The 25671-nt window shown below is 49.4% G+C and carries 27 protein-coding genes; 1 reads left to right on the plus strand and 26 read right to left on the minus strand.

The window, feature by feature from the left end:
* Positions 1–25: 25 nt before the first annotated feature.
* The gene (locus Q0757_RS12695; RefSeq protein ID WP_298787911.1) at positions 26–928 is read right to left on the minus strand and encodes a deoxyribonuclease IV; all 903 of its coding nucleotides are present in this window, start codon (positions 926–928) and stop codon (positions 26–28) included.
* A gap of 11 nt (positions 929–939) precedes the next feature.
* Positions 940–2229, minus strand: coding sequence for a DEAD/DEAH box helicase (locus tag Q0757_RS12700; RefSeq protein ID WP_298787913.1), 1290 nt, complete (start codon positions 2227–2229; stop codon positions 940–942).
* 257 nt (positions 2230–2486) lie between these two features.
* Here Q0757_RS12700 and Q0757_RS12705 point away from each other — a divergent pair, with 257 nt between their 5' ends.
* On the plus strand, positions 2487–3431 hold the full coding sequence (locus Q0757_RS12705) for a 4-hydroxy-3-methylbut-2-enyl diphosphate reductase (RefSeq protein WP_298787915.1): 945 nt from the start codon (positions 2487–2489) through the stop codon (positions 3429–3431).
* A 38-nt stretch (positions 3432–3469) separates the two neighbouring features.
* Here Q0757_RS12705 and Q0757_RS12710 read toward each other — a convergent pair whose 3' ends face one another.
* The 24 genes from Q0757_RS12710 to prmA all read right to left on the minus strand — a co-directional run bounded on the left by Q0757_RS12710 (position 3470) and on the right by prmA (position 25662).
* Complete coding sequence (locus tag Q0757_RS12710; protein ID WP_298787917.1) at positions 3470–4579, minus strand: Nif3-like dinuclear metal center hexameric protein; 1110 nt, start codon at positions 4577–4579, stop codon at positions 3470–3472.
* Positions 4576–5295: a tRNA (adenine(22)-N(1))-methyltransferase TrmK gene (locus Q0757_RS12715; protein WP_298787919.1), complete on the minus strand. Its 720-nt coding sequence runs from the start codon at positions 5293–5295 to the stop codon at positions 4576–4578. The genes Q0757_RS12710 and Q0757_RS12715 overlap by 4 nt, the downstream gene beginning before the upstream one ends.
* An 86-nt stretch (positions 5296–5381) precedes the next feature.
* The gene (rpoD, locus tag Q0757_RS12720; RefSeq protein ID WP_022794962.1) at positions 5382–6497 is read right to left on the minus strand and encodes an RNA polymerase sigma factor RpoD; all 1116 of its coding nucleotides are present in this window, start codon (positions 6495–6497) and stop codon (positions 5382–5384) included.
* 222 nt (positions 6498–6719) lie between these two features.
* Entirely contained in the window at positions 6720–8546 is a 1827-nt protein-coding gene (dnaG, locus tag Q0757_RS12725) for a DNA primase (protein WP_298787923.1), read from the minus strand.
* A 24-nt stretch (positions 8547–8570) separates the two neighbouring features.
* Positions 8571–9038: a DUF188 domain-containing protein gene (locus Q0757_RS12730; protein ID WP_298787925.1), complete on the minus strand. Its 468-nt coding sequence runs from the start codon at positions 9036–9038 to the stop codon at positions 8571–8573.
* A gap of 12 nt (positions 9039–9050) precedes the next feature.
* Complete coding sequence (locus tag Q0757_RS12735) at positions 9051–9866, minus strand: pyruvate, water dikinase regulatory protein (RefSeq protein ID WP_298787927.1); 816 nt, start codon at positions 9864–9866, stop codon at positions 9051–9053.
* A gap of 15 nt (positions 9867–9881) precedes the next feature.
* Positions 9882–10514: a helix-turn-helix transcriptional regulator gene (locus Q0757_RS12740; protein ID WP_298788184.1), complete on the minus strand. Its 633-nt coding sequence runs from the start codon at positions 10512–10514 to the stop codon at positions 9882–9884.
* 43 nt (positions 10515–10557) lie between these two features.
* Positions 10558–12642, minus strand: a complete 2085-nt coding sequence (glyS, locus tag Q0757_RS12745) for a glycine--tRNA ligase subunit beta (protein ID WP_298787929.1) — start codon at positions 12640–12642, stop codon at positions 10558–10560.
* Positions 12632–13522 carry a glycine--tRNA ligase subunit alpha gene (glyQ, locus tag Q0757_RS12750; RefSeq protein ID WP_298788186.1) on the minus strand — a complete coding sequence of 297 codons (891 nt, stop codon included), beginning with the start codon at positions 13520–13522 and terminating at the stop codon, positions 12632–12634. The genes glyS and glyQ overlap by 11 nt, the downstream gene beginning before the upstream one ends.
* Before the next feature lie 298 nt (positions 13523–13820).
* On the minus strand, positions 13821–14570 hold the full coding sequence (recO, locus tag Q0757_RS12755) for a DNA repair protein RecO (protein WP_298787931.1): 750 nt from the start codon (positions 14568–14570) through the stop codon (positions 13821–13823).
* 27 nt (positions 14571–14597) lie between these two features.
* Positions 14598–15500: a GTPase Era gene (gene era, locus Q0757_RS12760; protein WP_298787933.1), complete on the minus strand. Its 903-nt coding sequence runs from the start codon at positions 15498–15500 to the stop codon at positions 14598–14600.
* A 29-nt stretch (positions 15501–15529) separates the two neighbouring features.
* Positions 15530–15919 (minus strand): cytidine deaminase, encoded by a 390-nt coding sequence (locus tag Q0757_RS12765; RefSeq protein WP_298788188.1) that lies wholly within the window; start codon positions 15917–15919, stop codon positions 15530–15532.
* A gap of 22 nt (positions 15920–15941) precedes the next feature.
* A complete protein-coding gene (locus tag Q0757_RS12770; protein ID WP_022794952.1) occupies positions 15942–16325 on the minus strand; it encodes a diacylglycerol kinase family protein in 384 nt (127 codons plus the stop codon).
* A complete protein-coding gene (gene ybeY, locus Q0757_RS12775; protein WP_298787936.1) occupies positions 16309–16770 on the minus strand; it encodes an rRNA maturation RNase YbeY in 462 nt (153 codons plus the stop codon). Before ybeY ends, Q0757_RS12770 begins: the two co-directional genes overlap by 17 nt.
* A gap of 16 nt (positions 16771–16786) precedes the next feature.
* Positions 16787–17791: a PhoH family protein gene (locus tag Q0757_RS12780; protein WP_298787938.1), complete on the minus strand. Its 1005-nt coding sequence runs from the start codon at positions 17789–17791 to the stop codon at positions 16787–16789.
* Between the two features lie 160 nt (positions 17792–17951).
* Positions 17952–18590, minus strand: a complete 639-nt coding sequence (locus Q0757_RS12785) for a hypothetical protein (RefSeq protein WP_298787940.1) — start codon at positions 18588–18590, stop codon at positions 17952–17954.
* A gap of 22 nt (positions 18591–18612) precedes the next feature.
* Positions 18613–19617, minus strand: coding sequence for a flotillin-like protein FloA (gene floA, locus Q0757_RS12790; protein ID WP_027847459.1), 1005 nt, complete (start codon positions 19615–19617; stop codon positions 18613–18615).
* Between the two features lie 7 nt (positions 19618–19624).
* Positions 19625–20977 (minus strand): nodulation protein NfeD, encoded by a 1353-nt coding sequence (locus tag Q0757_RS12795; RefSeq protein ID WP_298787941.1) that lies wholly within the window; start codon positions 20975–20977, stop codon positions 19625–19627.
* Between the two features lie 171 nt (positions 20978–21148).
* Positions 21149–21595: a GatB/YqeY domain-containing protein gene (locus tag Q0757_RS12800; RefSeq protein ID WP_298787943.1), complete on the minus strand. Its 447-nt coding sequence runs from the start codon at positions 21593–21595 to the stop codon at positions 21149–21151.
* A gap of 20 nt (positions 21596–21615) precedes the next feature.
* Positions 21616–21789, minus strand: a complete 174-nt coding sequence (gene rpsU / locus Q0757_RS12805; RefSeq protein ID WP_022794945.1) for a 30S ribosomal protein S21 — start codon at positions 21787–21789, stop codon at positions 21616–21618.
* A gap of 130 nt (positions 21790–21919) precedes the next feature.
* Positions 21920–22588, minus strand: coding sequence for a deoxyribose-phosphate aldolase (deoC, locus tag Q0757_RS12810; protein ID WP_298787947.1), 669 nt, complete (start codon positions 22586–22588; stop codon positions 21920–21922).
* 28 nt (positions 22589–22616) lie between these two features.
* The gene (mtaB, locus tag Q0757_RS12815) at positions 22617–23951 is read right to left on the minus strand and encodes a tRNA (N(6)-L-threonylcarbamoyladenosine(37)-C(2))-methylthiotransferase MtaB (protein WP_298787949.1); all 1335 of its coding nucleotides are present in this window, start codon (positions 23949–23951) and stop codon (positions 22617–22619) included.
* The gene (locus tag Q0757_RS12820; protein ID WP_298787951.1) at positions 23948–24706 is read right to left on the minus strand and encodes a 16S rRNA (uracil(1498)-N(3))-methyltransferase; all 759 of its coding nucleotides are present in this window, start codon (positions 24704–24706) and stop codon (positions 23948–23950) included. Before Q0757_RS12820 ends, mtaB begins: the two co-directional genes overlap by 4 nt.
* A gap of 11 nt (positions 24707–24717) precedes the next feature.
* The gene (gene prmA, locus Q0757_RS12825) at positions 24718–25662 is read right to left on the minus strand and encodes a 50S ribosomal protein L11 methyltransferase (RefSeq protein WP_298787954.1); all 945 of its coding nucleotides are present in this window, start codon (positions 25660–25662) and stop codon (positions 24718–24720) included.
* Positions 25663–25671: the final 9 nt, after the last annotated feature.

Raw genomic sequence — 25671 nt, forward strand, 5'->3', positions numbered from 1 at the left:
CGTCACACATTCATGCAATTGATATTTATACTTCGGCCGGCATTAATTCGTCCCGCCAGTTCGCTTTCCATTCTTTTTGTCTGAGCATCGCAATTTCATGCTTGTACGGTGGTTTTTTGTTTTTCTTGTCCGTGCCTACATAAGGTGTTTCCAGTATTTTAGGCACAGAAGCAAACGCCTCGTGGTGCACAATTTCTGCCAGCGTGTTATAGCCGATATAGCCGTAGCCAATATTTTCGTGACGGTCTTTGCCTGCCCCGCGTTCGTTTTTGCTGTCGTTAATATGAAGCACCTTCAGCCGGTCGAGCCCGACGTAATGGTCGAATGATTCCAGAACGCCGTCCAGGTTCCCCACAATATCGTAGCCCGCATCATGCGTGTGGCATGTATCAAAGCAGACACTCAGTTTATCATTGTGAGTCACTCCACTGATAATCTCTGAGAGCTCTTCAAAGCTTATTCCGCATTCCGATCCTTTTCCCGCCATTGTTTCAAGCGCGATCTGAACCTTCTGGTCCGGGTGAATGACTTCATTTAAGCCTTCAATAATTTTCTTAATGCCCGCTTCTGTTCCGGCGCCGACGTGCGCGCCCGGGTGAAGAACAATCTGCTTTGCCCCAAGGGACTCGGATCTGCTGATTTCATTGCGCAGAAAATCGACGCCCAGCTGAAATGTTTCCGGTTTGGTCGTATTGCCGATATTGATAATATACGGCGCATGGACCACTACCTCTTCGATGCCGTTTTCCTTCATGTGGGCGTGCCCGTCTTCGATATTTAATTCTTCGATAGGCTTACGCCGGGTATTCTGCGGCGCTCCTGTATAGATCATCATCGCTGTCGCTCCGTATGAAGCCGCTTCTTCGCTTGAACCAAGAAGCATTTTCTTTCCGTTCATGGATACGTGTGAGCCTAAAAGCACAGTCATCACCTCAGTTATTATTTTCGTTTGTGCCGGCGGGAGGCCGTCTGGTCTGCCATCGCTTTTTTCTTGTAGCCCGGCTTCACTTTTTTCGGCTTTTTCACCGGCATGGAATCAGGAGCAGGTGCGGGCTTTCGCTTCGTCTGTTTGGAGGCAAACAGCGGTTTGGACAGCTCGGTCCATGCTCCTTTACGAAAGTCCATGAACGTAAAGCGGATACCCTGCTTCTGAAGAGAAAGAACGGCTTTGCGGTCTTCTTCTCCCATCAGAGTATAAGACTCCCCTGTCAGTCCGGCTCTTCCCGCACGGCCCGTCCGGTGAATAAAGTATTCCAATTCCTTCGGCAGGCTGTAGTTAATAATGTGAGAAATGCCCGGAATATCCATACCACGGGCAGCAAGATCGGTAGCTACCAGATACTGGACCTCAAGATTCTGAATCCGTTTCATAACCTGTTTGCGCTGCCGCGAAGGCAGACCGCCGTGCAGAACCTCTACCGGATATTGTTTTTTAAACATCTCTCCGGCCAGTTCATCCGCTTCGTCCTTTGTGCTTGCGAATATGATGGCGAGAAACGGCTGCAGCCGGTCCACAAGCTCCATCGTCACATCAAGACGGCTGCGGTGCCTGAGAGCGATACCGTAGTGCGTCATTTCTTTCGGCGTCGCATGCTCCGGCTTTACGTGTACATGCTTGGGATTGTTCATATATTTTCTTAAGAAGGGCTGCAGGCTCTCCGGCACTGTGGCAGAGAATACCATCATCTGCAGGTTATCTGCCATTTTGCCGGCCACCGGATCAATTTCTTCCAGAAAGCCCATATCAAGCATCTGGTCCGCTTCATCAATGACGAGCATGCTGACTGTGTGTACATTGATAACATTTTCTCCTACCATGTCCTTCAGGCGGCCCGGTGTAGCTACAATAATATGCGGCGGGTTGCGGAGCTGTTCCATTACTCTTGAACGATCCGTCCCCCCCGACACCTGCTTGGCACGTACCGAAGACGTTTCATCTTCCTCCGTAAGTTCCTTCAGGACACCGAAAATCTGGCCGGCAAGCTCCCGGGTAGGGGCTGTTATGACTGCCTGCACCTCCGCTTTGGAGGTGTCTATTCTGCTAAGGATCGGCAGCAGATACGCAAGCGTCTTGCCTGAACCGGTCTGCGACTGGCCGATAACATCCTTTCCGTTAATCGCAGAAGGGATCAGCCGTTCCTGAATATCCGTTGGTTTTTGAATTCGTTTTTTATCCAGCAGCCTGAGGGCGTATGCCGGAATATTGTATTGTTTAAAGCGATTTTCCACGCTGTTCACCTAACTCTCTTTTCATTTACGCATTTTTTGCATCTCCATATTTTATCATAGTTAAAATAGAAACCATAGCTTCTCTGCTGCTTCTGTTCACAAAATATTAAAGGACTGCATTCAGCCAGCCGTCCTTTCTTTTCAACCAGGCACTTAGGTAGTATAATGAATCCAGAATCGTTTTACATGACTGCATACGTAAAGTCAGCGCGTACACGCAAGACCTCACGGTTCAAATTATGAAACAGGAGGCCTTTATGGAAGTAACGAAAATTTCACCACGTGGATACTGCTACGGCGTTGTCGATGCGATGGTAATGGCGAAAAAAGCCGCCGGTAACCAGGAGCTTCCGCGCCCAATCTATATTTTAGGCATGATCGTACACAACAAGCACGTGACTGACGCATTTGAAGAAGAAGGGGTCATATCCCTCGACGGGCCCAACCGGCTTGAAATACTCCGGCAGGTGGATAAAGGTACAGTCGTATTTACAGCTCACGGCGTTTCTCCGGAAGTACGCGAGCTTGCCGAAGAAAAAGGACTGACGACCATTGATGCCACCTGCCCCGATGTTACCGTCACCCACGACTTAATACGGCAAAAGCGGGATCAGGGCTATGAGTTTATCTATGTCGGCAAAAAAGGGCATCCGGAGCCGGAAGGCGCTGTCGGTGTCGCTCCGGACATTGTGCATTTAGTGGAAACGCTCGATGATCTTGAAAGCTTAAACATTCGGTCGGAACGGATTATTATGACTAACCAGACGACCATGAGCCAGTGGGACGTATCCGACATTATGGATCGGGCGAGAGAAATTTATCCACACGCAGAGGTGCACAATGAAATCTGTAATGCCACCCAGGTCCGCCAGGAAGCGGTAGCTGAACAGGCGAAGGATGTAGATCTTGTGCTCGTTGTCGGCGATCCGAAAAGCAACAACTCCAACCGGCTGGCCCAGGTGTCCGAGCAGGTGGCAGGTACCATAGCGTACCGGATCAGCAACTTAACCGAGCTGGATTTAAGCTGGCTTGAAAATGTTAACTCTGTAGGGGTAACAGCAGGTGCCTCCACGCCGACATTAATCACAAAGGAAGTCATCCTGTTTATCGACCAGTACGATCCAAACGATTCATCCACATGGGACACTGAGTCTCATATTGATAAATCAAAAATTCTTCCAAAAATCAAAGCAAAATCATAAAAAAATCCCTCCGCTTGAGCGCGGAGGGATTTTTTCTATTATGCCAGCCGGAATGGTTCAGTGGACAAAGCAGAAGCCACCCATTCCACCTGCAGCCGGTCCTGACTGCGGTGCTGCATTTCCTTCTGCACACCCTTTTTCATGATTTTTTCCACATGGTGGCCGGGATCCATCATCGTAAGGCCATCCATCGCCGCATCCTGGGCTGTATGGAAATAAATATCGCCGGTAATGTACACATCCGCCTGCTTCGAAAGCGCCTGCTTCCAGTATTTGTTGCCATCGCCTCCGAGTAGGGCCACGCGTTTGACCCGGTCGGCTTTTCCGTCCACCACGCGGACAAACGGCACGTCATAGCTTTTTTTTACCTGCTCCACAAACGCTTCAAGCGTCATTTCCTCCGGAAGGTCTCCCACTCTGCCGAGTCCGTAAGGCTCTCCTGGAAGGGCCAGTGGATACATATCATACGCCGGTTCTTCATACGGATGGGCTGCAGTTAAAGCAGCTTCCACAGACTGCCGGAGTGAGGCCGGCACGATCGTTTCCATCCGCTTTTCGTCCGCGAATTCCATTTTTCCCTGCTCGCCTAAAAAAGGATCCGTGCCGTCCCCGGGGATAAATGTTCCAGTCCCCGAAGCGGAAAATGTACAGTGACTATACCCACCGATATAGCCGGCGCCCGCGTCCCCTACTGCCTGTCTTACTTCTTCCGTGTGAGACTCCGGTACAAAGGCCACCAGCTTATACAGCTGGTCTTCGCCTGTCACAGCCAGCACCTCCGTGTTCGTTAAACCGAGCGCTTCTGCCATCATGTCATTCACGCCCCCTGGAGCAATGTCGAGGTTTGTATGAGCAGCATAGACAGTTAAATCATGCTTAATGCACTTTTCAATTACCGGCCCCTGGCCATTTGCCACATCAAGTGATTTTATAGGACGAAACAGCAGCGGGTGATGGGCAATGATTAACTCCACCCCTGTTTTAACAGCTTCATCCACCACCTCTTCGGATACGTCAAGGGTCGTGAGCACCTTTGTCACCGGCTGGTTCCAGTCCCCGATCATCAGCCCCACCCGGTCGCCTTCCACAGCAAGCGACGGCGGCGCCCATTCTTCAAACACCCGGATAACATCACGTACAGTATTCATGTGATAACCTCCTCAGCCCATGCAATATATTGGTTTAATTTTCGTTTCTTTGCCGTTGTCTGTTCTGTCGGAACGGCATTTGCCAGCTGGTTTAAAATTTGCTGCCAGTTATCTTTTTCCCTCATCCATTTATCCTTAAAAGCATTGTTCCGCTCCTCAAGCAGATATGGGCCGAACAGCAGCTGTTTTTCGAGCGGCTCCTGATGAACCCGGTACGGCGCTTCCGCTTCTCCCGGCACCGCCGTCAGTATTTCATACACATGACGATCCTCCTTCAGGATTCGCTCATCGGTAAGCAGCCAGCCGTTGTCGAGCAGCCACTGGCGGATCCGGCCCGCGGAAACGTTAGGCTGCAGGATCAGCTTCTGCACGGAGCACAGCTGCATCTTCCCCTGCTCTAAAATCTCAGTGATCAGCGTGCCGCCCATTCCGGCAATAACTACTGTATCAATACGATCATTTTCTGTCAGTACCGTGAGCCCGCTCCCGAGACGGGTATCAATTTTACCTGTTAATCCGCAGGCCGCAATGTAGTCCGAGGCAGCCTGAAGCGGGCCTGCATTCACATCTGCTGCTACTGCATGCTCCGCGCCCCGGCGCACGATTGCTTCCACCGGGACAAGCCCGTGGTCCGTCCCAATATCTGCAACCACTCCCCCCCGGTCAATTTGTTCTACGATGCCAGCCAGTCTGTCCGGCAATACAGCTTTTTTCATGTTTTCCTCTCTCTTCTATGTAAAATAAAAAAAGGGGACACCTGCTTATTAGAAGCATGCGTCCCCTTGTATCTATGATGAATTCATTAGTCCATGAAATCCTTTAATCGCTTGCTGCGGCTCGGGTGACGAAGCTTTCTCAGTGCTTTGGCTTCAATCTGACGAATACGTTCTCTTGTCACACCAAACACTTTCCCTACTTCCTCAAGGGTGCGGGTGCGTCCGTCATCAAGGCCAAACCGGAGACGGAGAACGTTTTCCTCGCGGTCCGTCAGCGTATCAAGCACATCTTCGAGCTGCTCCTTCAGCAGTTCATAGGCAGCTGCATCCGATGGCGCCATCGCTTCCTGGTCTTCAATAAAGTCACCAAGATGGGAGTCATCTTCTTCCCCGATAGGAGTTTCGAGCGATACCGGCTCCTGGGCAATTTTAAGAATTTCCCTTACTTTATCCGGAGTCAGGTCCATTTCTTTGGCAACTTCTTCCGGAAGCGGTTCACGGCCAAGGTCCTGCAGCAGCTGACGCTGCACGCGGATCAGCTTGTTGATCGTTTCCACCATGTGCACCGGAATACGGATTGTTCTCGCCTGGTCGGCAATAGCACGGGTGATTGCCTGACGGATCCACCACGTAGCATACGTACTGAATTTGAACCCTTTGCTGTGGTCAAACTTTTCCACCGCTTTGATAAGACCCATGTTGCCTTCCTGAATTAAATCGAGGAAAAGCATACCGCGCCCGACGTAACGTTTTGCGATTGAAACAACCAGACGGAGGTTGGCCTCTGCAAGACGGCGTTTTGCTTCTTCGTCGCCCTCTTCAATTTTGGTGGCAAGATTAATTTCTTCTTCCGCAGAAAGAAGTGGCACACGGCCGATTTCTTTTAAATACATCCGGACTGGATCGTTAATTTTAATTCCTGGAGGGACGCTTAAATCATTCAAATCAAGGGTGTCTTCTTTTTCCACCTGTTCCATGCTTGGAACTTCTTCACCCTCGTTGATAATATCAACGCCTTGTTCACCAAGGTATTCAAAAAACTCATCCATTTGCTCAGAATCCTGGTCGTAACTGGAGAGTTTTTCTGTTATTTCTGCATACGTTAACGTTCCACGCTTTTTGCCCGTTTCGAGCAATTGTTCTTTTACCTGATCGACCGACATTTCACCTTCCGCCAGCGGACGGCTTGGTTTTTCCGCCATTCGATCTCCCTCCTTCCAAGCTTCACACCTTGAATCCTACCCTGTCTCTTTACATGCCCGCAATTGTCTGTGCCGACGATTTCTTTTCCTGGTATTTTCTTAGCTGGTTGAAAGGACGGCAGGCACATAGAAAGAGCGTGCACATCAAACTGGCACGCTTCCCTTCTATCGTGATCATATCTTATCAACCACAAAGGAAAAGCGCAAGCAAATTGCTTCAGGCTAGTTTTTCTTCAGCTGCATCATCAATTCCATGATTCTTGTCAGCAACTGTCGCTGATTTGTATCCGAATCACCATTTCTTTCAGCGTCTTTAAGCTGTTTCTGCCTTTGCAGTAATTCTTCCCGTTTTGGTCGAATTTTAATCTGTTCAACATAGTCAGACATTTCATTATCTGATATTTCTGCTGGAATGTCAAGGTGCATCAGCTCCGATACCAGGTTTACAAGCTCCTGCTCCTCGACGTATTCCATAAACCGGCTTACATCAGGCTCATGGTCGTCATCATAATAAGCATATAAATATGCTGCGAGCGCTGTATGGGCATCAATGTTAAATTCTCCGCCAATACGCTCTTTGACCTCCTCAGCCACTTCCCGGTTCTGAAGCATAAACGCAAGGAGCGTCCGTTCAGCATTTTCATAGGCTGAGCGCATCGAAACCTGCTTTTTTGGAAGCGCTCCGCTCCGCCAACGTTTTCCCGTTTGCTCAGACGAAGGAGCCTTAGCTGCCTGTTCCCGTTTTTCCTTTTTTTGTACCTTGCGTTCTTCTTCCCGAAGAGCGTCCATCGACAGGTCAAATTCTTCTGCCAGCTGCTTCATGTAAAATTCACGTTCTACAGCACTGCTGATCATGGATGTTTCCCGGAGTACTTCTTCGATATAGGCAAGGCGGTCTCCTTCATTTTGAAGGTTTTTATTTTTACGCAGCTCCTGAACTTTAAAGGACATAAAAGGAACTGCACGCTCCGACAGCTGTGCATTAAATGCTTCTGCCCCGTAAGCCTGAATATAGTCGTCCGGGTCCATATCCGCCGGAAATTGTGCCACCCGTACATCGATGTCCTGCTTTTCAAGAATATCTCCGGTTTTCCACGCCGCTGTCCGTCCGGCATTGTCCCCGTCATAAGCAATTACCGCTTTGTCTGTTGCTTTTCGGATCTGTTCGGCCTGCCGCTTAGAAAAAGCCGTGCCAAGACCCGCAACCCCGTTTTTCACCCCTGCTTTCCACGCAGCAATAACATCCATATAGCCTTCGAACAGGACAGCTTCATCCTGTTTGCGGATCGCCTGGCGGGCTTTGGAAAACGAGTAGAGCGTTTCATGCTTTAAAAAGATGGGCGTTTCCGGGCTGTTTAAGTATTTCGGCGCACCTTCCCCAAGCGCGCGGCCACCAAAGGCAATAATCTGACCGCGCTGATTATGAATAGGAAACATCACCCGCCCCCGAAAACGGTCATTCCACTGCCAGCTGGATTCCTGGCGGAGAATCAGGCCGGCTTCTTCCATTTCTTCAAGGTCGTAATCCCTTTTTTCAAGAAGCTGGACGAGCATGTTGTTTCTCTCGGGTGCGTAACCAAGCTGAAATTCTTCAATAATCTCTTCACTGATGCCCCGGGCGGTTAAATAATCATACGCTTCTTTCCCCTGTTCCGTATTCATCAGCAGATGATGATAAAACTTGGCCGCCATTTGATGCGCATCCTTTTTGGCCTGGTGCTGTTCCCGTTCGCCTGGGTATTGATCTTCGAGCTCGGGCAGCTCTGTACCCGTTTTGGCTGCAAGGGACTGGATGGCTTCCACAAATGTCAGGCCGTCGTGCTCCATCAAAAAAGTTATGGCATTGCCGCCTGCACCGCAGCCAAAACAGTGATACAGCTGCCGCTCCGGTGAAACAGAAAATGACGGGGTGTTCTCCCCATGAAAAGGACACAGGCCAAGATAATGCCTGCCCTGTTTTTTCAGCTGTACGTAATCATTGATGACTTCAACAATATCTGTCTTTTCCCGAACCTCAGCAACTTTTTCTTCTGGAATAAACGCTGCCACTTTGTTTCCTCCCTGATGGGCCTATTACCAATTGGACTCACTGCCGCCTGCTTCAAAAATCTCCAGGCCCTCAAAAAAACGTTGGCGCTCTTCAAGTGATATTGCTTTAGGGCCTTTAACTCTGTGCTTCCCCTGTTTGGCCAGCACGCCGGCATACCGGCCGGCAAGCAGCCACTCCTCGTCGCCTTTTTTCCAGCGCTTTCCCCGGAAAGAAAGAACCGCTGCTCCTTTTTCCAGAGCAATCGCTGCCAGGCCATGATCATCGGCGATGACCAGATCACCGGCAGAAACATGGTTCCAAATATACATATCCGCCGCTTCGGGTTCATTTTCCACCATCACGGTTTCTGCTTCATACAGTTTATTTGAAACGTGGGCGCTGCTCGCCACAAAAACGACCCGCACGCTTTTGTCTGTCCCCCACGTGTCGATCGTTTCTTTGTGCGGGCATGCGTCCGCGTCCACATACACTGTGGCTTCTTTTTTTGCCATGCTTATTCTCTCCTAGCGCTGCTGAAACATATTGGAGATAATATTGGCTGTTTCCTCAACAGCTTTATTGGACACATCAATCACCGTACAGCCAATTTTATTCATCAGCTCTTCCGAGTAGTCGAGCTCTTCCTGGATACGCTCCATACTCGCATAGTTTGCTTCCGGCCTCAGCCCAAGCGCCTTCAGCCGCTCGGAACGGATCCGGTTTAATTTATCGGCGCTGATCCGAAGCCCGATGCATTTCTCACTCGGAATATTAAACAATTCCTCCGGCGGGTCCACTTCCGGCACGAGCGGCACGTTTGCCACCTTCAGACGCTTATGGGCCAGGTACTGGGAAAGAGGTGTTTTCGAGGTTCGCGAGACACCGATCAGCACAATGTCCGCCCGGACAATGCCTCTCGGGTCACGGCCGTCATCGTATTTAACCGCAAATTCGATCGCCTCCACCTTACGGAAATAATCCTCATCAAGGCGGTACACAAGACCAGGCTCATATCTTGGCTGCTGGTTCGTGAGCGTCACCATTTTATCGAGTACAGGTCCCATAATGTCAACGGAATCCACACCTGCCTCTTCCGCATGCTCCCGGAGATACTGATTGATTTCGGGGATTACCAGCGTGAACGCAATCATTGCCTTGGCTTCCTTGGCGAGCTGAATGACCTCTTCGACCGTGCCCTCATCTTCAACGTACGGAATACGGCGTACTTCCATCCCGTCCTCCCCAAACTGACTCGCAGCGGCTTTTACTACCAGTTCAGCTGTTTCTCCTACCGAATCGGACACTACGTATACTACTGGGCGCTCTTGTTTTGTGGTCATGTCTGCCTCCTCGGGTTAAAATAATTGGTTATTGGCCAGATCCACCAATACTTTAGTAATATTTGTCTTTGTGACCCTTCCGACCACCTCATACTTTCCGCCGCCGGCGTCTTTCACTACCGGCAGCGCGTCAATCTGACGCTCGATCAGCTTGGTCGCTGCATAAACAACCAGATCCTCTTTTTTGCAGATCGTGATGTTAGGCATCCTTGTCATAATAATACTTACAGGGATTACTTCGGTATCCTGGCGGCCGAGGCTCGCCCGAAGCAGATCTTTTCTTGAAAGGACGCCGGCCAGGTGGCTTTGTTTATCCACCACAAAGAGAGTACCGACATCTTCAAGAAACATGGTGCAGATGGCATCGTACACACTGTCCGATTCAGAGACTACCACTGCGATCGACTGGTAATGTTTGACCGTTAACTTCTGCAGCTGATTATTCAGCTCTTCGGTATCCGTTTTTCCGGTATAATAATATCCTACTCTCGGTCTTGCTTCTAAAAATCCTGACATTGTGAGAATGGCCAGATCCGGGCGCAGAGTGGCTCTCGTCAGTGAAAGTCTGTCTGCAATGTGCTCCCCGGTGATCGGCCCGTTGTCTTTAACAATCTGCAGGATAGTTTCCTGACGCTCTGTTAATTCGATAGTGACTCCCCACCTTCATCGGCGCTTCGCACGGAGGCATTATTTACGATGAAAAAACAATGCTCCGAAAGCGGGCGAACCGTTCAATTTCCCTGGATAACAGTGCCATCTGCTGCAGCCTGTTCTGCTTTACCTGCTCGTCCTCAGCCATGACCATGACATGATCAAAGTAGGCATTGATAGCCGGCGTAACTGCCTGAAGCGCTTGGTACGCACCGGCAACCTCCGCCTGCACCAGCGTTTCATCGAGTTGCTGATTCAAGGTTTTGCTTTTTTCGTAAAGCTCTCTTTCCTCTTCAGCCTGGAAAAGCTCTGTCTGAATATCCGAACCACTGTCTGTGTTTTTTGCGATATTGGTCACCCGGCTGAGTGCCTCCACCGTTTCTTTAAAGTCTGCTTCCTCGGCACGTGCCTGAATAAATACAGCTTTTTCTGTCACTACGTCAATTCTTTCTCCAAGGTGAAGCAGCACGGCATCCGCGATGTCATGACGGATACCTTCATCATGCAGCTTTTGGCGGACACGCTGGGTAAAGAATTCTTCGAGGTCCTTCAGGACATCCGCTTCTTCCCGCTGAAGAAGTGAACGCTCGTTGATTTCATCCATCACCAGAGCGATCAGCTGCTGAATAGTCAGCGGGAACCGGTGCCCGGTGATTGTCTGAACAATACCTGCTGCCTGTCTTCTCAATCCGTGAGGGTCCTGCGATCCGGTAGGAACCATGCCTACACCAAAGCTCGAAACAATAGTGTCCATTTTATCCACTACGCTGATAACCGCGCCCTCAACATTTTCCGCAGGAGTATCCCCGGCGGACTTTGGTTTATAATGTTCTGCAATAGCTTCGGCAACTTCGGTGTTTTCTCCTGCCATACGGGCATATTCTCTTCCCATAATTCCCTGGAGCTCGGTGAATTCGTCCACCATTAATGTCACGAGGTCGAATTTGGAAATGTGAGCAGCTCGCTTAACATTTTGCACCTTCGCACTGTCGAGCTGCAGATATTCTGCAAGCCGGGTGCTGACAGCCTCCACCCGCATTACCTTTTCACCGACTGTGCCGAGGTTTTCCTGATAAATAACGTGATTTAATTTTTCCACTGCTTCGTCCGGCGATATTTTCCGGTCTTCGTCATAGAAAAACTGGGCATCTGCCAGACGGGCACGAAGCACCTTCTCATTCCCTTTTCGCACCTGGTCAAGGTGCCGAGCATTACCGTTACGTACTGTAATAAAATACGAAAGAAGACTGCCTTCGTCATTTTCCACCGGGAAATACCGCTGGTGTTCTTTCATCGAGGTAACAAGCACCTCCCGCGGAATGTCCAAATACGCTTCATCAAATGATCCATGCAGCGCGGTTGGGTATTCCACGAGCTGATTCACTTCAGCAAGCAGCCCCTGGTCAATCGGAATATGCCAGCTGTTCTCTGCTTCAATCTCTTCAATCTGGCTGCGAATCAGTTCAGTTCTTTCAGAAGCGTCTGCAATCACGTACTCTTCTTTCAGCTGCTGCTCATACGTTTCCGGCTTATGAATCGTAATGGCATTTCCCAAAAACCGGTGTCCATAGGAAATATTTCCGGCTGTCCGGTCTGTAATCGTAAAGGGGATCACTGTTTCTCCGTACAATGCCACAAGCCATTGGATCGGTCGCACAAAGCGAAGCTCGTGACTTCCCCAGCGCATGTTTTTCGGAAAAGTGAGCGATGTAATAATTGCTTTCATCTCCTGGAGCATTTCTGAAGTCGGCCGACCCTTGTGTTCTTTTTCCACAAAAACGTACTCGGTGCCTTTCACCTCTTTAAAGTACAACTCCTGGGCCTCGACCTGCTGGCCTCTGGCAAAGCCTAAAGCAGCCTTGCTCCATTCCCCGTCGTCTGTGAGAGCGATCTTTTTAGCTGGGCCGCGGGCCTCCTCCACCATATCCTCCTGATAATCAGCCAGATCCTCCACCCGGAGTGCAAGCCGTCTCGGAGTGGAAAACATATGAACAGCGCTATAGCTTAAGCGCTGCTCCTGCAGCCAGGTTTCCGTTTTTTCCTTCAGCTGCTTGACTGCCCCCTCCACAAAACGGGCTGGCATTTCTTCCACGCCGATTTCAAGTAAAAAGTGATTAGCTGCCATAATTCATCGCCTCCTGCTTCTGTAGCGGAAATCCTAGTTTTTCCCGTTCTTCGTAATACGCCTTCCCGCACTTTCTTGCCAGATTGCGCACCCGCGCAATATATCCGGTTCTCTCCGTCACTGAAATCGCCCCGCGGGCATCGAGCAGATTAAACAAATGCGAGCATTTTAACACGTGATCGTAGGCAGGCAGCACGAGCTTTTCTTCAATGGCCCGCTCTGCTTCCTTTTCGCTTGCGGCAAACTGATTCAACAGCAGCTCTTTATCCGCAATTTCAAAGGAATACTTCGAATGCTCGTATTCCGCCTGTAAAAACATATCGCCGTACGAAACGCCCTGCACCCATTCCAGGTCAAACACATTTTCTTTATCCTGAATATACGACGCCAGCCGTTCGATGCCGTATGTAATCTCAGCTGTCACCGGGTGGGCGTCCATGCCGCCGACGTGCTGGAAATATGTGAACTGGGTGATTTCCATGCCGTCAATCCAGACTTCCCATCCGAGGCCCCAGGCACTCAGCGTCGGAGCTTCCCAATTGTCCTCCACAAAGCGGATGTCGTGGGCAAGCGGGTCAATGCCTATCGCTTCCAGGCTTTTTAAATAAAGCTCCTGGATGTTGTCCGGCGACGGCTTCATAACTACCTGAAACTGATGGTGCTGATACAAACGGTTCGGGTTCTCCCCGTAGCGTCCGTCCCCCGGCCGCCTCGACGGCTCTACATATGCTGCGTTCCACGGCTCTGGCCCGATGCTGCGCAGAAACGTCATCGGGTTCATCGTGCCCGCTCCCTTTTCCACGTCGTAGGCCTGCATAATAATACAATTCTGATCAGCCCAGTAGTTCTGCAATGTTAAAATCATTTCCTGTATATTCATTGCCATGTTAAACACCCCTTCTGCTTTTCGTTTATTTCATTAAAAAAGTCCCTATACCTGTCACTCAGGTATAGGGACGGTTATCACCGCGGTTCCACCCTACTTGCTTTTTGGGCACTATAGCCGAAAAGCCGCTTTATCCATTCCGCGCTCCAGAACGCCTTCACAACCGGTCAGCGTGCAGCTCTCACTATCCTGCACTCGCTAAGACTGAAGAAGATTGCTACTACTTTCCTTCCCTGCGCATCGTTATGATTGTATTGAAATAGTACTTAACATTTGCGAGTGTGTCAAGTACTCATTCGACGTTCCACTTTTCCATCTGCTCCAAAAAACGCCTCGCCTTTAAATGAATACCCGCGTACGAATCATAATAGCTGTTCAGGACATCCTTCAGCTCTTTTTTCGTTTCGGCTGATACAGAAACAGAACCGATCCGGTGCACATCAATATAGAAAAACGTCCGTAAGAGCCGCACCGTTTTCGGCTGAATGCGGAACCGGTACGGATCCATCTCCCAGCACAGATGACAGAGAAATCCCGCTTCGCGGATGGAAAAATGAAAGGTGCCCTCCTGCCGGCCGCAGTTCACACAGCGGTCGATCACAGGCTGAATGCCTGCCACGGCAGTCATTTTCACTTCAAAGAGCCGGATGAGCACTTCAGCGTCCTCCCCTTCGTCAATGCGCCGCAGAAGCTGCCAGAACAGCTCAAATAAATAAGGATTTCGTTCCTGGTCCACCGTCACTTTATCAAGAAGCTCGGACAAATAGGAGGCGTAGGAAGTGAGAACGATATCTTCACGCACACTGCGGAATGAATCTGTGACATCCCCCTGGCTGAGCGTTCTCATTCCTTTGCCCGGATAGTACACAAACGTTCCGTAAACAAAGGGCTGGGAGATCGAGCGCAGGCGGCTGCTTGGTTTCTTTGCCCCTTTGGCCATCATCGCCATTTTCCCGTGCTCTCTTGTATACACCGTTAACACTACGTTGGATTCCCCGTAGGAAGCAGTCCGCAAAACAATTCCTTCTGTTTTCTGAATCATGCTGTTCCTCCGCTCACAGGCGATTTCTTAATATTCGTCCTCGCGATATCCGTTCTCCCGAAGCAGATACGCACTGTTTCTCCAGTCTTTTTCCACCTTCACCCAAAGCTCTACAAACACCTTTGAGCCAAGCATTGACTCAATATCTGCCCGGGCCCGCTGCCCGATTTCCTTGAGCATCGACCCCTGCTTGCCGATAATAATGCCTTTTTGAGTCGGGCGTTCAACAACAATAGTAGCTGCCACATACACCGCACCGTTTTCCCGTTCCTTCATTTCATCGATAACGACGGCGAGCGAATGCGGAACTTCTTCGCGAGTCAGCTGCAGGGCTTTTTCGCGGATCAGTTCACTCACGATAAACCGTTCCGGGTGATCGGTGACCTGATCTTCCGGATAAAACTGCGGTCCCTCCTCGAGGTATTTGGTAAGTTCTTCGAGAAGCGTCGTCACGTTATTTCCGTTCAACGCAGAAACTGGCACGACCTCGGCAAAATTATACCGTTCGGAATAGCTTGCAATCACCTTGAGCAGCTCGTCCGGATGGACTTTATCGATTTTATTAACGATTAAAAATACCGGCGTGTCTGTCCGCTTCAGTTTTTCAATAATATATTCCTCACCGGGGCCATATGATTCTGACGCATCGATCAGGTATAAAATAATATCAACATCGTTCAGTGTCTGCAGAGCAGCACGAACCATAAAATCGCCCAGCTTGTGCTTTGGTTTATGAATGCCCGGAGTATCGATAAAAACAATCTGGGAATCTTCTGTCGTGTAGACTCCCTGGATTTTATTTCTTGTTGTCTGTGCTTTATCACTCATGATCGCAATCTTTTGGCCAAGCACCTGATTCATTAATGTGGACTTTCCCGCATTGGGCCGCCCGATTAGGGCGGCAAAACCGGAATGATACTCTTCACTCATTATTTTCCCTCTTCTTTCCTGCTTTCATACTATAAATCATCCGGGCCGAATGCTCCCGGGAGCAGCTCTTCCATCGTCGTTACTTTTATGTCCCCCTGCAGGTTACCTAAAACAATCCGGGCGTCCTTCGGCAGAAACTCAGAAAGCACCTGCCGGCAGGCGCCGCACGGAGCGACCGGTCCTTTCGTATCGGCGATGACAGCTACCATTTTTCCGCTTCGCATGCCTGTACGCAGCGCACTGAATACGGCTGTCCGTTCTGCACAGTTGCTTAACCCATACGAGGAGTTCTCAATATTACATCCTTCGTACCACTCACCGTCCTCTCCTACAAAGACCGCTCCTACCGGAAAGTTGGAATACGGGACGTACGCTTGTTCTCTCGCCTGTTTAGCCCGTTCAAGCAGTTCGTTTTCTATAGCCAATGTATTTCCCCCTTTGTCAGCTCAGCCATTCCCATAGGAAAGGCATAAAAATCATCACACCGATGATAACAGCAAATACAGCATAAATGAGCACCGCGCCGGCAGCAATGTCCTTGACTTCTCCCGCGGTTTTATTCCATTCCGGAGACACCAGATTTACCAGGCGCTCGAGCGCGGAATTGACCATTTCGAGTACGAGCATGCCGGCAATTGCCAGCAATAGAACGGTCCACTGCCATAAAGCGAGCCCGCACAGCCAGCCCAGAAGGACAGCTGCGAGGCCAAAAAAGACATGGAAGCGCATATGACGCTCCTCCCGAAAGGCAAGGCGGATGCCTTTTCCGGCAAACACAAACCCGTCCCTCCAGCGCCTGGGCAGCGATTTATCGCGGTAATCCATACGCTTCCAGGATCCTTTCCTGACGCGAAAACATTGTTTGTTCTTCTTCTTTATTCATATGATCATAACCAAGCAGATGCAGCAGGCCGTGAACGGCCAGAAAGCCCAGCTCTCTTTCAAACGAATGACCATACTCCTCTGCCTGCTCCCGGGCTTTAGGAACGCTTATAATAATGTCTCCGAGCAGATTCGGAATGCCTTCGGCCTGCGGCTGAATCTCATCGTCATTCAACGCAAATGAAATCACATCAGTCGGCCGGTCGATTTCCCGGTATTCCCTGTTGACCGCCTGAATCATCTCGTTGTCCACAAAACTCACAGATACCTCCGAGCCGTCTACGACTCCTTCTTCTTCACATGCGAACTGCAGGATGTTCTGCACCAGCTCCCAATGCTTCGGTTCCACTTGTTCCGTTTCGTCTACCATATCCACTTCAATACTCACGCCTGTCCACCCCTGACTAGTTGTTTGTTGGTTTGTCCGGCCGGTTCAACGTACGCTTTGGATCGCCTTCCTCCTGTTCGTACGCATCAAGAATCTGCTGCACCAGTGTATGCCGCACAACATCCGTGGCCTCCAGGTAAACGAATCCAATATGATCGATGTTTTTTAATATACGCGCCGCCACCTTCAGACCTGACTGCTGGCCTTTTGGAAGATCAATCTGGGTAAGATCCCCATTAACGATCATTTTTGAACCAAACCCGAGCCGTGTTAAAAACATCTTAATTTGTTCTTTCGTCGTATTCTGTGCTTCATCAAGAATAACAAAAGCATCGTCGAGCGTCCGGCCTCTCATATAGGCAAGGGGAGCTACTTCGATCGTGCCTCTCTCCATGAGCCGCTGTGTATGCTCCGCCCCAAAAATATTATGCAGAGCGTCATACAGCGGACGCAGGTATGGGTCCACTTTTTCTTTCAGGTCGCCCGGAAGAAACCCGAGGCTTTCTCCAGCCTCTACCGCTGGACGGGTCAGCACAATCCGCTTTACCCGTCCCTCCTTTAAAGCATTGACCGCCATCACAACTGCCAGATAGGTTTTACCTGTACCTGCCGGACCAACGCCAAATATCATATCTTTACGGCGGATCTGGTCGATATATTCCTTCTGCCCTAAGGTTTTAATCATGACCGGCTTGCCTTCGGCGTTTACAGCAATCTGCTCCTGGAATAAATCTTCAAGCTTTTCAAGCTTTCCTTCTTCGGCCAGCTGCGCTGCATAGACAACGTCCCGTTCAGAGATCCGCACCCGTTTTTTCAAAAGCCTGGCCAAAGCCTCAATCACTTCTTCCACCAGTGCTGCCTGCTTTTCATTTCCTTCCACGATCAGTGAGCCGCCTCTGGTAATGATCGAAACGTCCAGCTTTTCTTCAAGCCGCTCAATGTGCACATCATTCGGACCAAACAGCTGCTGTATGTCATTCATTTCATTCACTTGTAATTCTAGCGTTTTCTTTTCGGTCAATATAGCTCAGTCTCCTTGAGTATAATATCATATCCTTGCTGTTATCAGTTTTTTCGTTAGTATGCTAATTCTACTCTACCACCACGCTGAGGGTGTTGCAAAAAATAGCAGACATTTTAAACATTTAAGGCAAAAAAAGAACCTGATCCGAAGATCAGGCTCACTCATTACTGCTTTTTTTAGTGGAACGATGCGGCTCAATTCTCTCACGCGACATTGTTGACTGCCGCTGGTAAGGATAACCGCTGCGCCTTGTGACCGGTGGGCTTAGTACCTCTGCCCATACGAGCCCGTTGGCTGCTTCTTTTTTGTTTATCGACCGCGGGTTTCTCCGCGCTCCGCCAATTTCTCCGTCTGACGTGATGCTTCCACGTTCAGCAGACTGCCGCGAAGCACGCTCAAGACGCTGACTTGCATTTTTCTTTTGCTTTTGAAGCTCTTCACGGCGCTTTTCATATTCCTTTAAAGCACTGCTTTTATTCTGAGGCTCATCTGACTCTTCCTTGTACAGCTCTGACTCTGCTTCCGGCACCCGGCGCGTTGGATGATTGCCAGGGCTTTCGGAGGGATCATTCTGAGGACGATTCGGCGTGTTTTCCTTGCGGGCATTTTCAAACTCTTCAAACAGGTCCTCAAGCTTTCCGAACGCTCCGCGCCGTCTCGAATCGCTGTCGCTGCCCTCCTGCTGCTGGCTGCTGTCCCCCCGGCCGAGAAACGTAATCAAACCACCGAAGAGCAGCAGTAAAATCCACAGGTTATTAAACACTAGTTCAAACAGCTGCTCCATCGCTTCATTCACCTTCTTCTACGGACAAAGTCCCTTATTTATCGGTGTGTGGACGGTTGTAAGGCCCGTTTTGATCGTCGTCTTTACCGGATTTACTGATCGACTCACGCATATCCGTATCAGACATTACGTTCTGGATATTCATATAATCCATGACCCCAAGGTTTCCGGAGCGCAGTGCTTCTGCCATTGCCATTGGCACTTCTGCTTCGGACTCGGTAACTTTCGCACGCATTTCTTCTACGCGTGCTTTCATTTCCTGTTCCTGGGCTACAGCCATGGCACGGCGTTCTTCGGCCTTCGCCTGGGCGATGTTTTTGTCTGCTTCCGCCTGGTCTGTCTGCAGTTCTGCACCAATGTTTTTGCCAATGTCAATATCGGCAATATCGATGGATAAAATCTCAAAGGCCGTACCTGAATCCAGGCCTTTGGAAAGCACTGTCTGCGAGATGCTATCCGGATTTTCCAACACTTTTTTATGGTTTTGAGAAGAACCAATCGTCGAAACAATACCTTCACCTACACGGGCGATAACGGTATCTTCACCGGCACCCCCGACCAGGCGGTCTATGTTTGCCCGCACGGTGATTCTTGCTTTTGCTTTTACTTCAATGCCGTCCATTGCGACACCGGCAATAAACGGTGTTTCAATAACTTTCGGGTTAACACTCATCTGTACAGCTTCCAATACATCACGCCCGGCAAGGTCAATAGCCGCACAACGCTCAAATGTAAGTTCAATATTGGCACGCTGGGCAGCGATTAGTGCGTTGACCACACGGTCTACGTTACCGCCAGCCAGATAGTGGCCTTCAAGCTTGTTCAACTCAATATCGAGTCCGGCTTTTTCTGCTTTGATCATCGGATTTACTACTCTCGACGGAATAACCCTCCGGAGCCGCATACCGACAAGCTGGAAAATACCTACTTTCACCCCTGCGGCAAGCGCCGAAATCCAAAGCGCAACCGGAACAAAGGTGAATAAAATAACGAGCGCTATTAAAATAATAGCTAATACAATAACGAGGCCTATATCAATTCCCATGTCATGATTCCCTTCTTTCTTTGTTAGAATAAGGCTTTACTACAACACGCGTGCCTTCTACACGCACTACCTGCACAGCGTCTCCGCGGTCGAGGTAGCGGCCGTCTGAAACAACATCAATTTTTTCCCCGTCAATTTCTGCCGCACCGGTCGGATGCAATGGGGTTAATGCCGTTCCTTCTCTGCCCAATAAGTCCGTTCTGCCTTCATTTGATACATATCCATCCTTTGAAGAAAAAGTGTCCTGCAGCACCAGCTTTTTCATCGGCCCCCGTTTTCCAAAGCCCACCACCATGACTGCTGCTGCGATGATGGCGGCTACAGCTGCCAGTACAACGGAAATCGCCATGACGGAAATAGAAAACGAGGACATAAACAGGCTGCCAACGACTGCCCCTATACCTAATATACCAAAAATTCCAAAACCAGGAACAAAGAATTCTATCAGCAGCAGGAGCAGGCCGACGCCAAACAACAGCAGGCCTTCGAAACCAGCAAAGCCGGCAATCATATGACCGAAAAAGAAAAGTCCTAAGGATGCGAGACCGATACCTCCGAAAATTCCAAATCCCGGTGAAAATACTTCAAGTATTAGGCCGATCATGCCAACGCTGAGTAAAATCGGAATCACGTAAGGACTCGTCACCCACCTTGCGACCTGCTCGGCTGCGCTGATATCTGCTTCTTCCACTGCAGCACCGCCCAGGTTCATCTGACTGAGAAGATCATCCCTGCTGTCGGCAATGTACTCCGCATAGCCCACCTCATCAGAGGCTGCTTCCGATGCCGTAAGCGTTAACAGTTCACCTTCTCCGGCACGATAATCCGGCAGTTTAACTCCAGGATCCGCCATTGCTTCTGCATACACCGGGTCTCTGTCATTTGATTCAGCTGCATTGACCATATTAGACACCCAGGCCGACTGAGCCTTGTCGGATGCTGCATTCCCTGATCCGTCAATAACCTGGGCAGCTCCCATTTCTGTTTCAGGCGCCATGGCAATTTCGTCAGCGCTCAAGGCCAGAAACGCTCCTGCTGACATGGCCTGATCCGTTACATATGCTGTAGTTGGAATAGATGTGCCGTTGATAATTGAAGCAATCTCCCCTGCGGCATCCACTGCGCCTCCAGGTGTGTCCAGTTCAAAAATAATCCTATCGGCATCAGCTTCTTCCGCCTCCTGAACCGACCGTTCCAAAAATGCAGCCATTCCCTGCTCCACAGTCTGTTCAACCGGGATAACATATACGGTTTGATTTTCACCGGCCCCCTCCACAGACGCGGGAAGCCAGGCAGCTGTCATGAAAAGCACGGCAAGAAAAACGGACAACCATCTGCTTTTTCTTTGCTCCACCTCTATCCCCCCTCCCGTTCATTAGTTATATGTCTATACTCTTATGTACGAGGATAAAGATAAAAGCGTTTCAATTTTTTCCCGTTTATTTCAGCAGGAAGACTCGCTTATGTTTAAAAAAAGAGACCGAACCGGAACTAAACCCTGATTCGATCTCTAGCTTTCTTATTATCAAGAAGATAAATGCTTTTTCACTAATTGATTTACCTGGGAACCGTCCGCTTTTCCGCTGATTTTAGGCATCACCGCAGACATCACCGTTCCCATATCTTTCATCGAAGATGCATTCTCCTCCTGAATGGTTTCTTTCACAATCGATTCCAGTTCTTCATTCGATAAAGGAGCAGGAAGATATTCAGATATGACGTCCATTTCGAACCTGGTCTGTTCTGCTAAATCTTCCCGTCCTGCGCTTTCAAACTCATGGAGGGAATCTTTTCTTTGTTTCATTTCGCGGTTTAAAACCGCTGTTGCTTCGCTTTCATCAAGCTCTTTATTGAGCTTGATGGCTTCATTCTGCATCGATGCCCGCAGGCCTCTGATGACATTTAAACGCTGTTTTTCCTTGTTTTTCATTGCTGACTTCATGTCACTGCTTAAACGATCCATGAGTTCCAAGGATGCAGCACCTTCTTTACTTAAAACTTACGTTTTCTAGCTTCTTCGCTTTTCTTCTTACGACGAACACTAGGTTTTTCGTAGTGTTTGCGTTTTTTCACTTCAGCCATTGTCCCTTCTTTGGAAAGGCTACGCTTAAAACGGCGAAGAGCGGCATCAATATCTTCATTCTTTTTCTTTCTTGTCTCTGCCATGTGATTCCCTCCCTCCGAACAACCAATCTAACTAATATATGAATAAAGACTATTACTCAAATACTAGCCATTTGGTAAATAGTATAAAGCATCTATGCCAAAAAATCAACGAGCGCGCAGGCAGAGATTGTCAGTAGTTTTCACTTGAGGTTTCGCCCTGCAGGATTTTCACCCCAGAGCTTGCACCGAGCCGGGAAGCTCCGGCCTCAATTAATGCAAGAGCAGTCTGGCGGTCCCTGACTCCACCGCTCGCTTTTACGCCGGCACGGTCGCCTACCGTCTCTTTCATCAGACGCACATCTTCAATCGTAGCTCCTCCCCCGTTGAACCCGGTGGATGTTTTCACAAAATCCGCTCCGGCTTCAACGGCAAGGCTGCAGGCCGTCTTCTTCTCTTCATCCGTTAACAGCGCTGTTTCTATTATCACTTTCACCAGCGCCTCCTGATTTGCAGCCTGTACGACCGCTTCAATGTCTGCCCGGACCAGATCATCTTCCCCGCTTTTTAAGGCGCCAATGTTAATAACCATATCAACTTCCTTCGCTCCGTTGGCGATGGCATTTTTCACTTCAAATGCTTTTGTTTCAGGATTTGTGGCACCGAGCGGAAAACCAATCACTGTGCAGACAAGCACCTCGGAGCCTTCCAGCTCTTTAGCTGCAAACGGCACCATCGCCGGGTTAATGCATACAGACTTGAAATGATTATCTTTGGCTTCCGTAGTGATACGTTTTATATCTTCAAATGTGGTTTCCGGCTTCAGCAGGGTGTGATCAATATATTGCGCGAGATCAGCCATACTTTCTCCTCCAGTTCAACTGTTATAGTTATACAAGCGTTGCTGTATCATGGTCGAGCACGCGTACAAACTCCCCTTCGTTCAATGGATAGCCTGCGTTCGTAATTTTCACACGCACAATTTCACCACGCCATTCCGGATTCGCAGGGAAACGTACCTTTATATAATTCGTCGAATAGCCGACAAAGTAGCCAGGTTTTTCTTTGTCTTCTTCTTCCGGGATTACTTCCACAACTTCATTTTCAAAACGCGAAGCATACTCTTTTGCGAGTTGATTGGAAAGCTCAATCAGACGGTGCACCCGGTCATTTTTTTCTTCATCCTCAACCTGATCACTCATTTTAGCAGCCGGGGTGCCGGTACGTTTCGAATACGGAAACACGTGCAGCTCTGAGAAACGCTGGTCCCGGATAAAATCGTATGTCTGCTGAAATTCTTCCTTCGTTTCTCCCGGGAAGCCTACAATCACATCTGTGGTGATGGCGCATTCCGGCAGGGCTTCGCGCAGTTTTTCCAGACGCTCCGCATAAAATTCCACGCTGTATTTTCTTCTCATTCTTTTAAGCACGGTATTCGAGCCAGCCTGAAGCGGCACGTGCAGATGATTTACTACTTTGTTCGAGCTTCGGAGCACGTCAATTACTTCATCGGTAATCTGACTTGCTTCTATGGAAGAAATACGGATCCGTTTTAATCCATCAATAGTTTCAAGGTCCCGGAGCAGCCCTGCGAGATTGTAGTCTTTCAAATCTTCACCGTAGCCGCCTGTATGAATGCCTGTAAGCACCAGTTCCTTGTAGCCTTTGTCAACCAGCTGTTCCGCCTGGTGCATGACCTCTTCCGGATTTCTCGAACGGAGCAGGCCGCGGGCCCACGGGATGATGCAGAAGGTACAGAAATTATTGCACCCTTCCTGAATTTTCAGCGACGCTCTCGTGCGATCGGTAAACTCCGGTACATCGAGTTCTTCGTACACACGGTTTTTCATAATGTTGCTTACACCGTTAATCGGTTCCCGGGAGACCGTGTATTCTTCAATATAGTCGAGCATTTTTTTGCGGTCCTGCGTGCCGACAACAATGTCGACGCCGGGGATATCCATGATCTCTCCCGGGGAGGTCTGGGCATAGCAGCCGGTGACGCATATGATCGCATCCGGATTTTTACGCACCGCGCGCCGGATCACCTGACGGCTTTTTTTATCTCCGGTGTTGGTCACCGTACAGGTGTTGATGACATAGACGTCTGCGGTCTGATCGAATTCCTTTCTTTCATAGCCGTCATTTTTAAACAACTGCCATATGGCTTCCGTTTCGTAATGGTTTACTTTACAGCCAAGAGTATGAAACGCCACTGCTCTCATTGTATGTTCCCCTCCTGAATTTCATAATAATATGTCACTGCTCCAAGCAGCAGCAGAGAAGCGGTTTCACTTCGGACAATTCTCTTTCCCAGGGACGTCGACGGAATGCTCTGTTCCTCAAACAGGGCAAGCTCGTTACGGGAAAACCCGCCCTCCGGCCCGATAAATGCAAGCAGCGTTTCCGGACGCCGGCTGAACACGTCAGGGAGCTTTGCGGGCTGTTCCGTCCTTGCCTCTGCTTCCGATAAAACGACCCGGTTCTCAATGGAAGCCGTGCCTTCTATAACCTTACGTGCTGAGGAAAAATAAACAACTTCCGGTATATACATCCGCTCTGACTGCTCTGCTGCTTCTTTAGCAATTCGGTTTAAACGATCAATTTTCTTTTGCCGTTTATTCGCATCCCATTTTACCACAGAATGGTCCCCTTCATAAAAATAAATCGCCGCGGCTCCCAGTTCTGTTGCTTTTTGCACGACGGTGTCCATTTTTTCGCCTTTAATCAGCGCCTGAGCCGCGATGATGTTTACAGGAAGCTCTGCTCCACCTGTCCATTCGCTGATTATTTTCACGTGAATACTTTTTTCCCCCACGCTTTCAATTTTAGTTACAAAGGCACGTCCCTGGTTGTCTTTACATATAATTTCTTCTCCTGGGCCCATACGCATAACACGGGCAATGTGCTTTGCATCATTACCCGTGATTTCTATATATTCATGCTGTATGGAGGAGGGATCCACAAAATAATGCTGCATATTCCTCTCCTTTACAGTGTCTGTGGCCGGCGGGCGATAATGCACAGCCAGTCTTCGACTGCGCGCACATCCTCAATAACAAATCCCGCTTCTGTCAGAGCCTGTTCAACATCCGTACGTTTGCTTTCAATGATGCCTGAAGTTATAAACACACCATCCGGCTGAAGGGAATTAAACGCGTCTTCCGCAAGGCGGATAATAATCGGAGCTAAAATATTAGCCACAATAATATCTGCCTGCATCGACTGGTATTCCAGCAGGTCCGATTGGGCCACAGTAATTTTTTCTGCCATCCCGTTTCGGCTGATATTTTCTTTAGCGCTTCTGACGGCTACTTCATCGAGGTCGAGCGCAAGAATTTCTCCTGCTTCGAACAGGGATGCGCCTATAGCGAGCACGCCGGACCCGGTGCCCACATCCAGCACTGCATGACCTGGACGAACGTACTCTTCCAGCGCCTGCATGCTGAGCACGGTTGTCGGGTGCGTGCCGGTGCCAAAAGCCATGCCCGGATCAAGTGTAATGATTTTTTCACTGCTCTTTTTTTCGTACTCTTCCCAGGAGGGCACAATAGTGACCTTGTTCGTGATCTGGACAGGCTTGTAGTACTTTTTCCAGGCCTCTGCCCAGTCCTCCTCGGCAATCTCTTTGAGCACCACCTGGTTTCGTCCTAAATCAATATCGTAAAGGAGCAGTTCATTAATGGATTGCTTAATTTCCTCCACAGTATCGGTGACGTAGCTTGTCATCGGGAGATAGGCTTTTACAAGCGTGCCTTCATCCGGATAATTATCTTCAGAAAGCATGAACCATTCGTCTTCTGCCTCCTCCCATTCCCGCTCCAGATCGGCCGAATCTTCAATCACAACCCCGCTCGCACCTGCTTCCTGAAGTACAAATGATACAGGGTCAATCGCCTCCTGGGTGGTGTGGACAGAAATTTCAATCCAATTCATATACCTGCT

Origin of the sequence: uncultured Marinococcus sp., from assembly GCF_947493875.1 — a bacterium.
Classification (GTDB): Bacteria; Bacillota; Bacilli; order Bacillales; family Marinococcaceae; genus Marinococcus.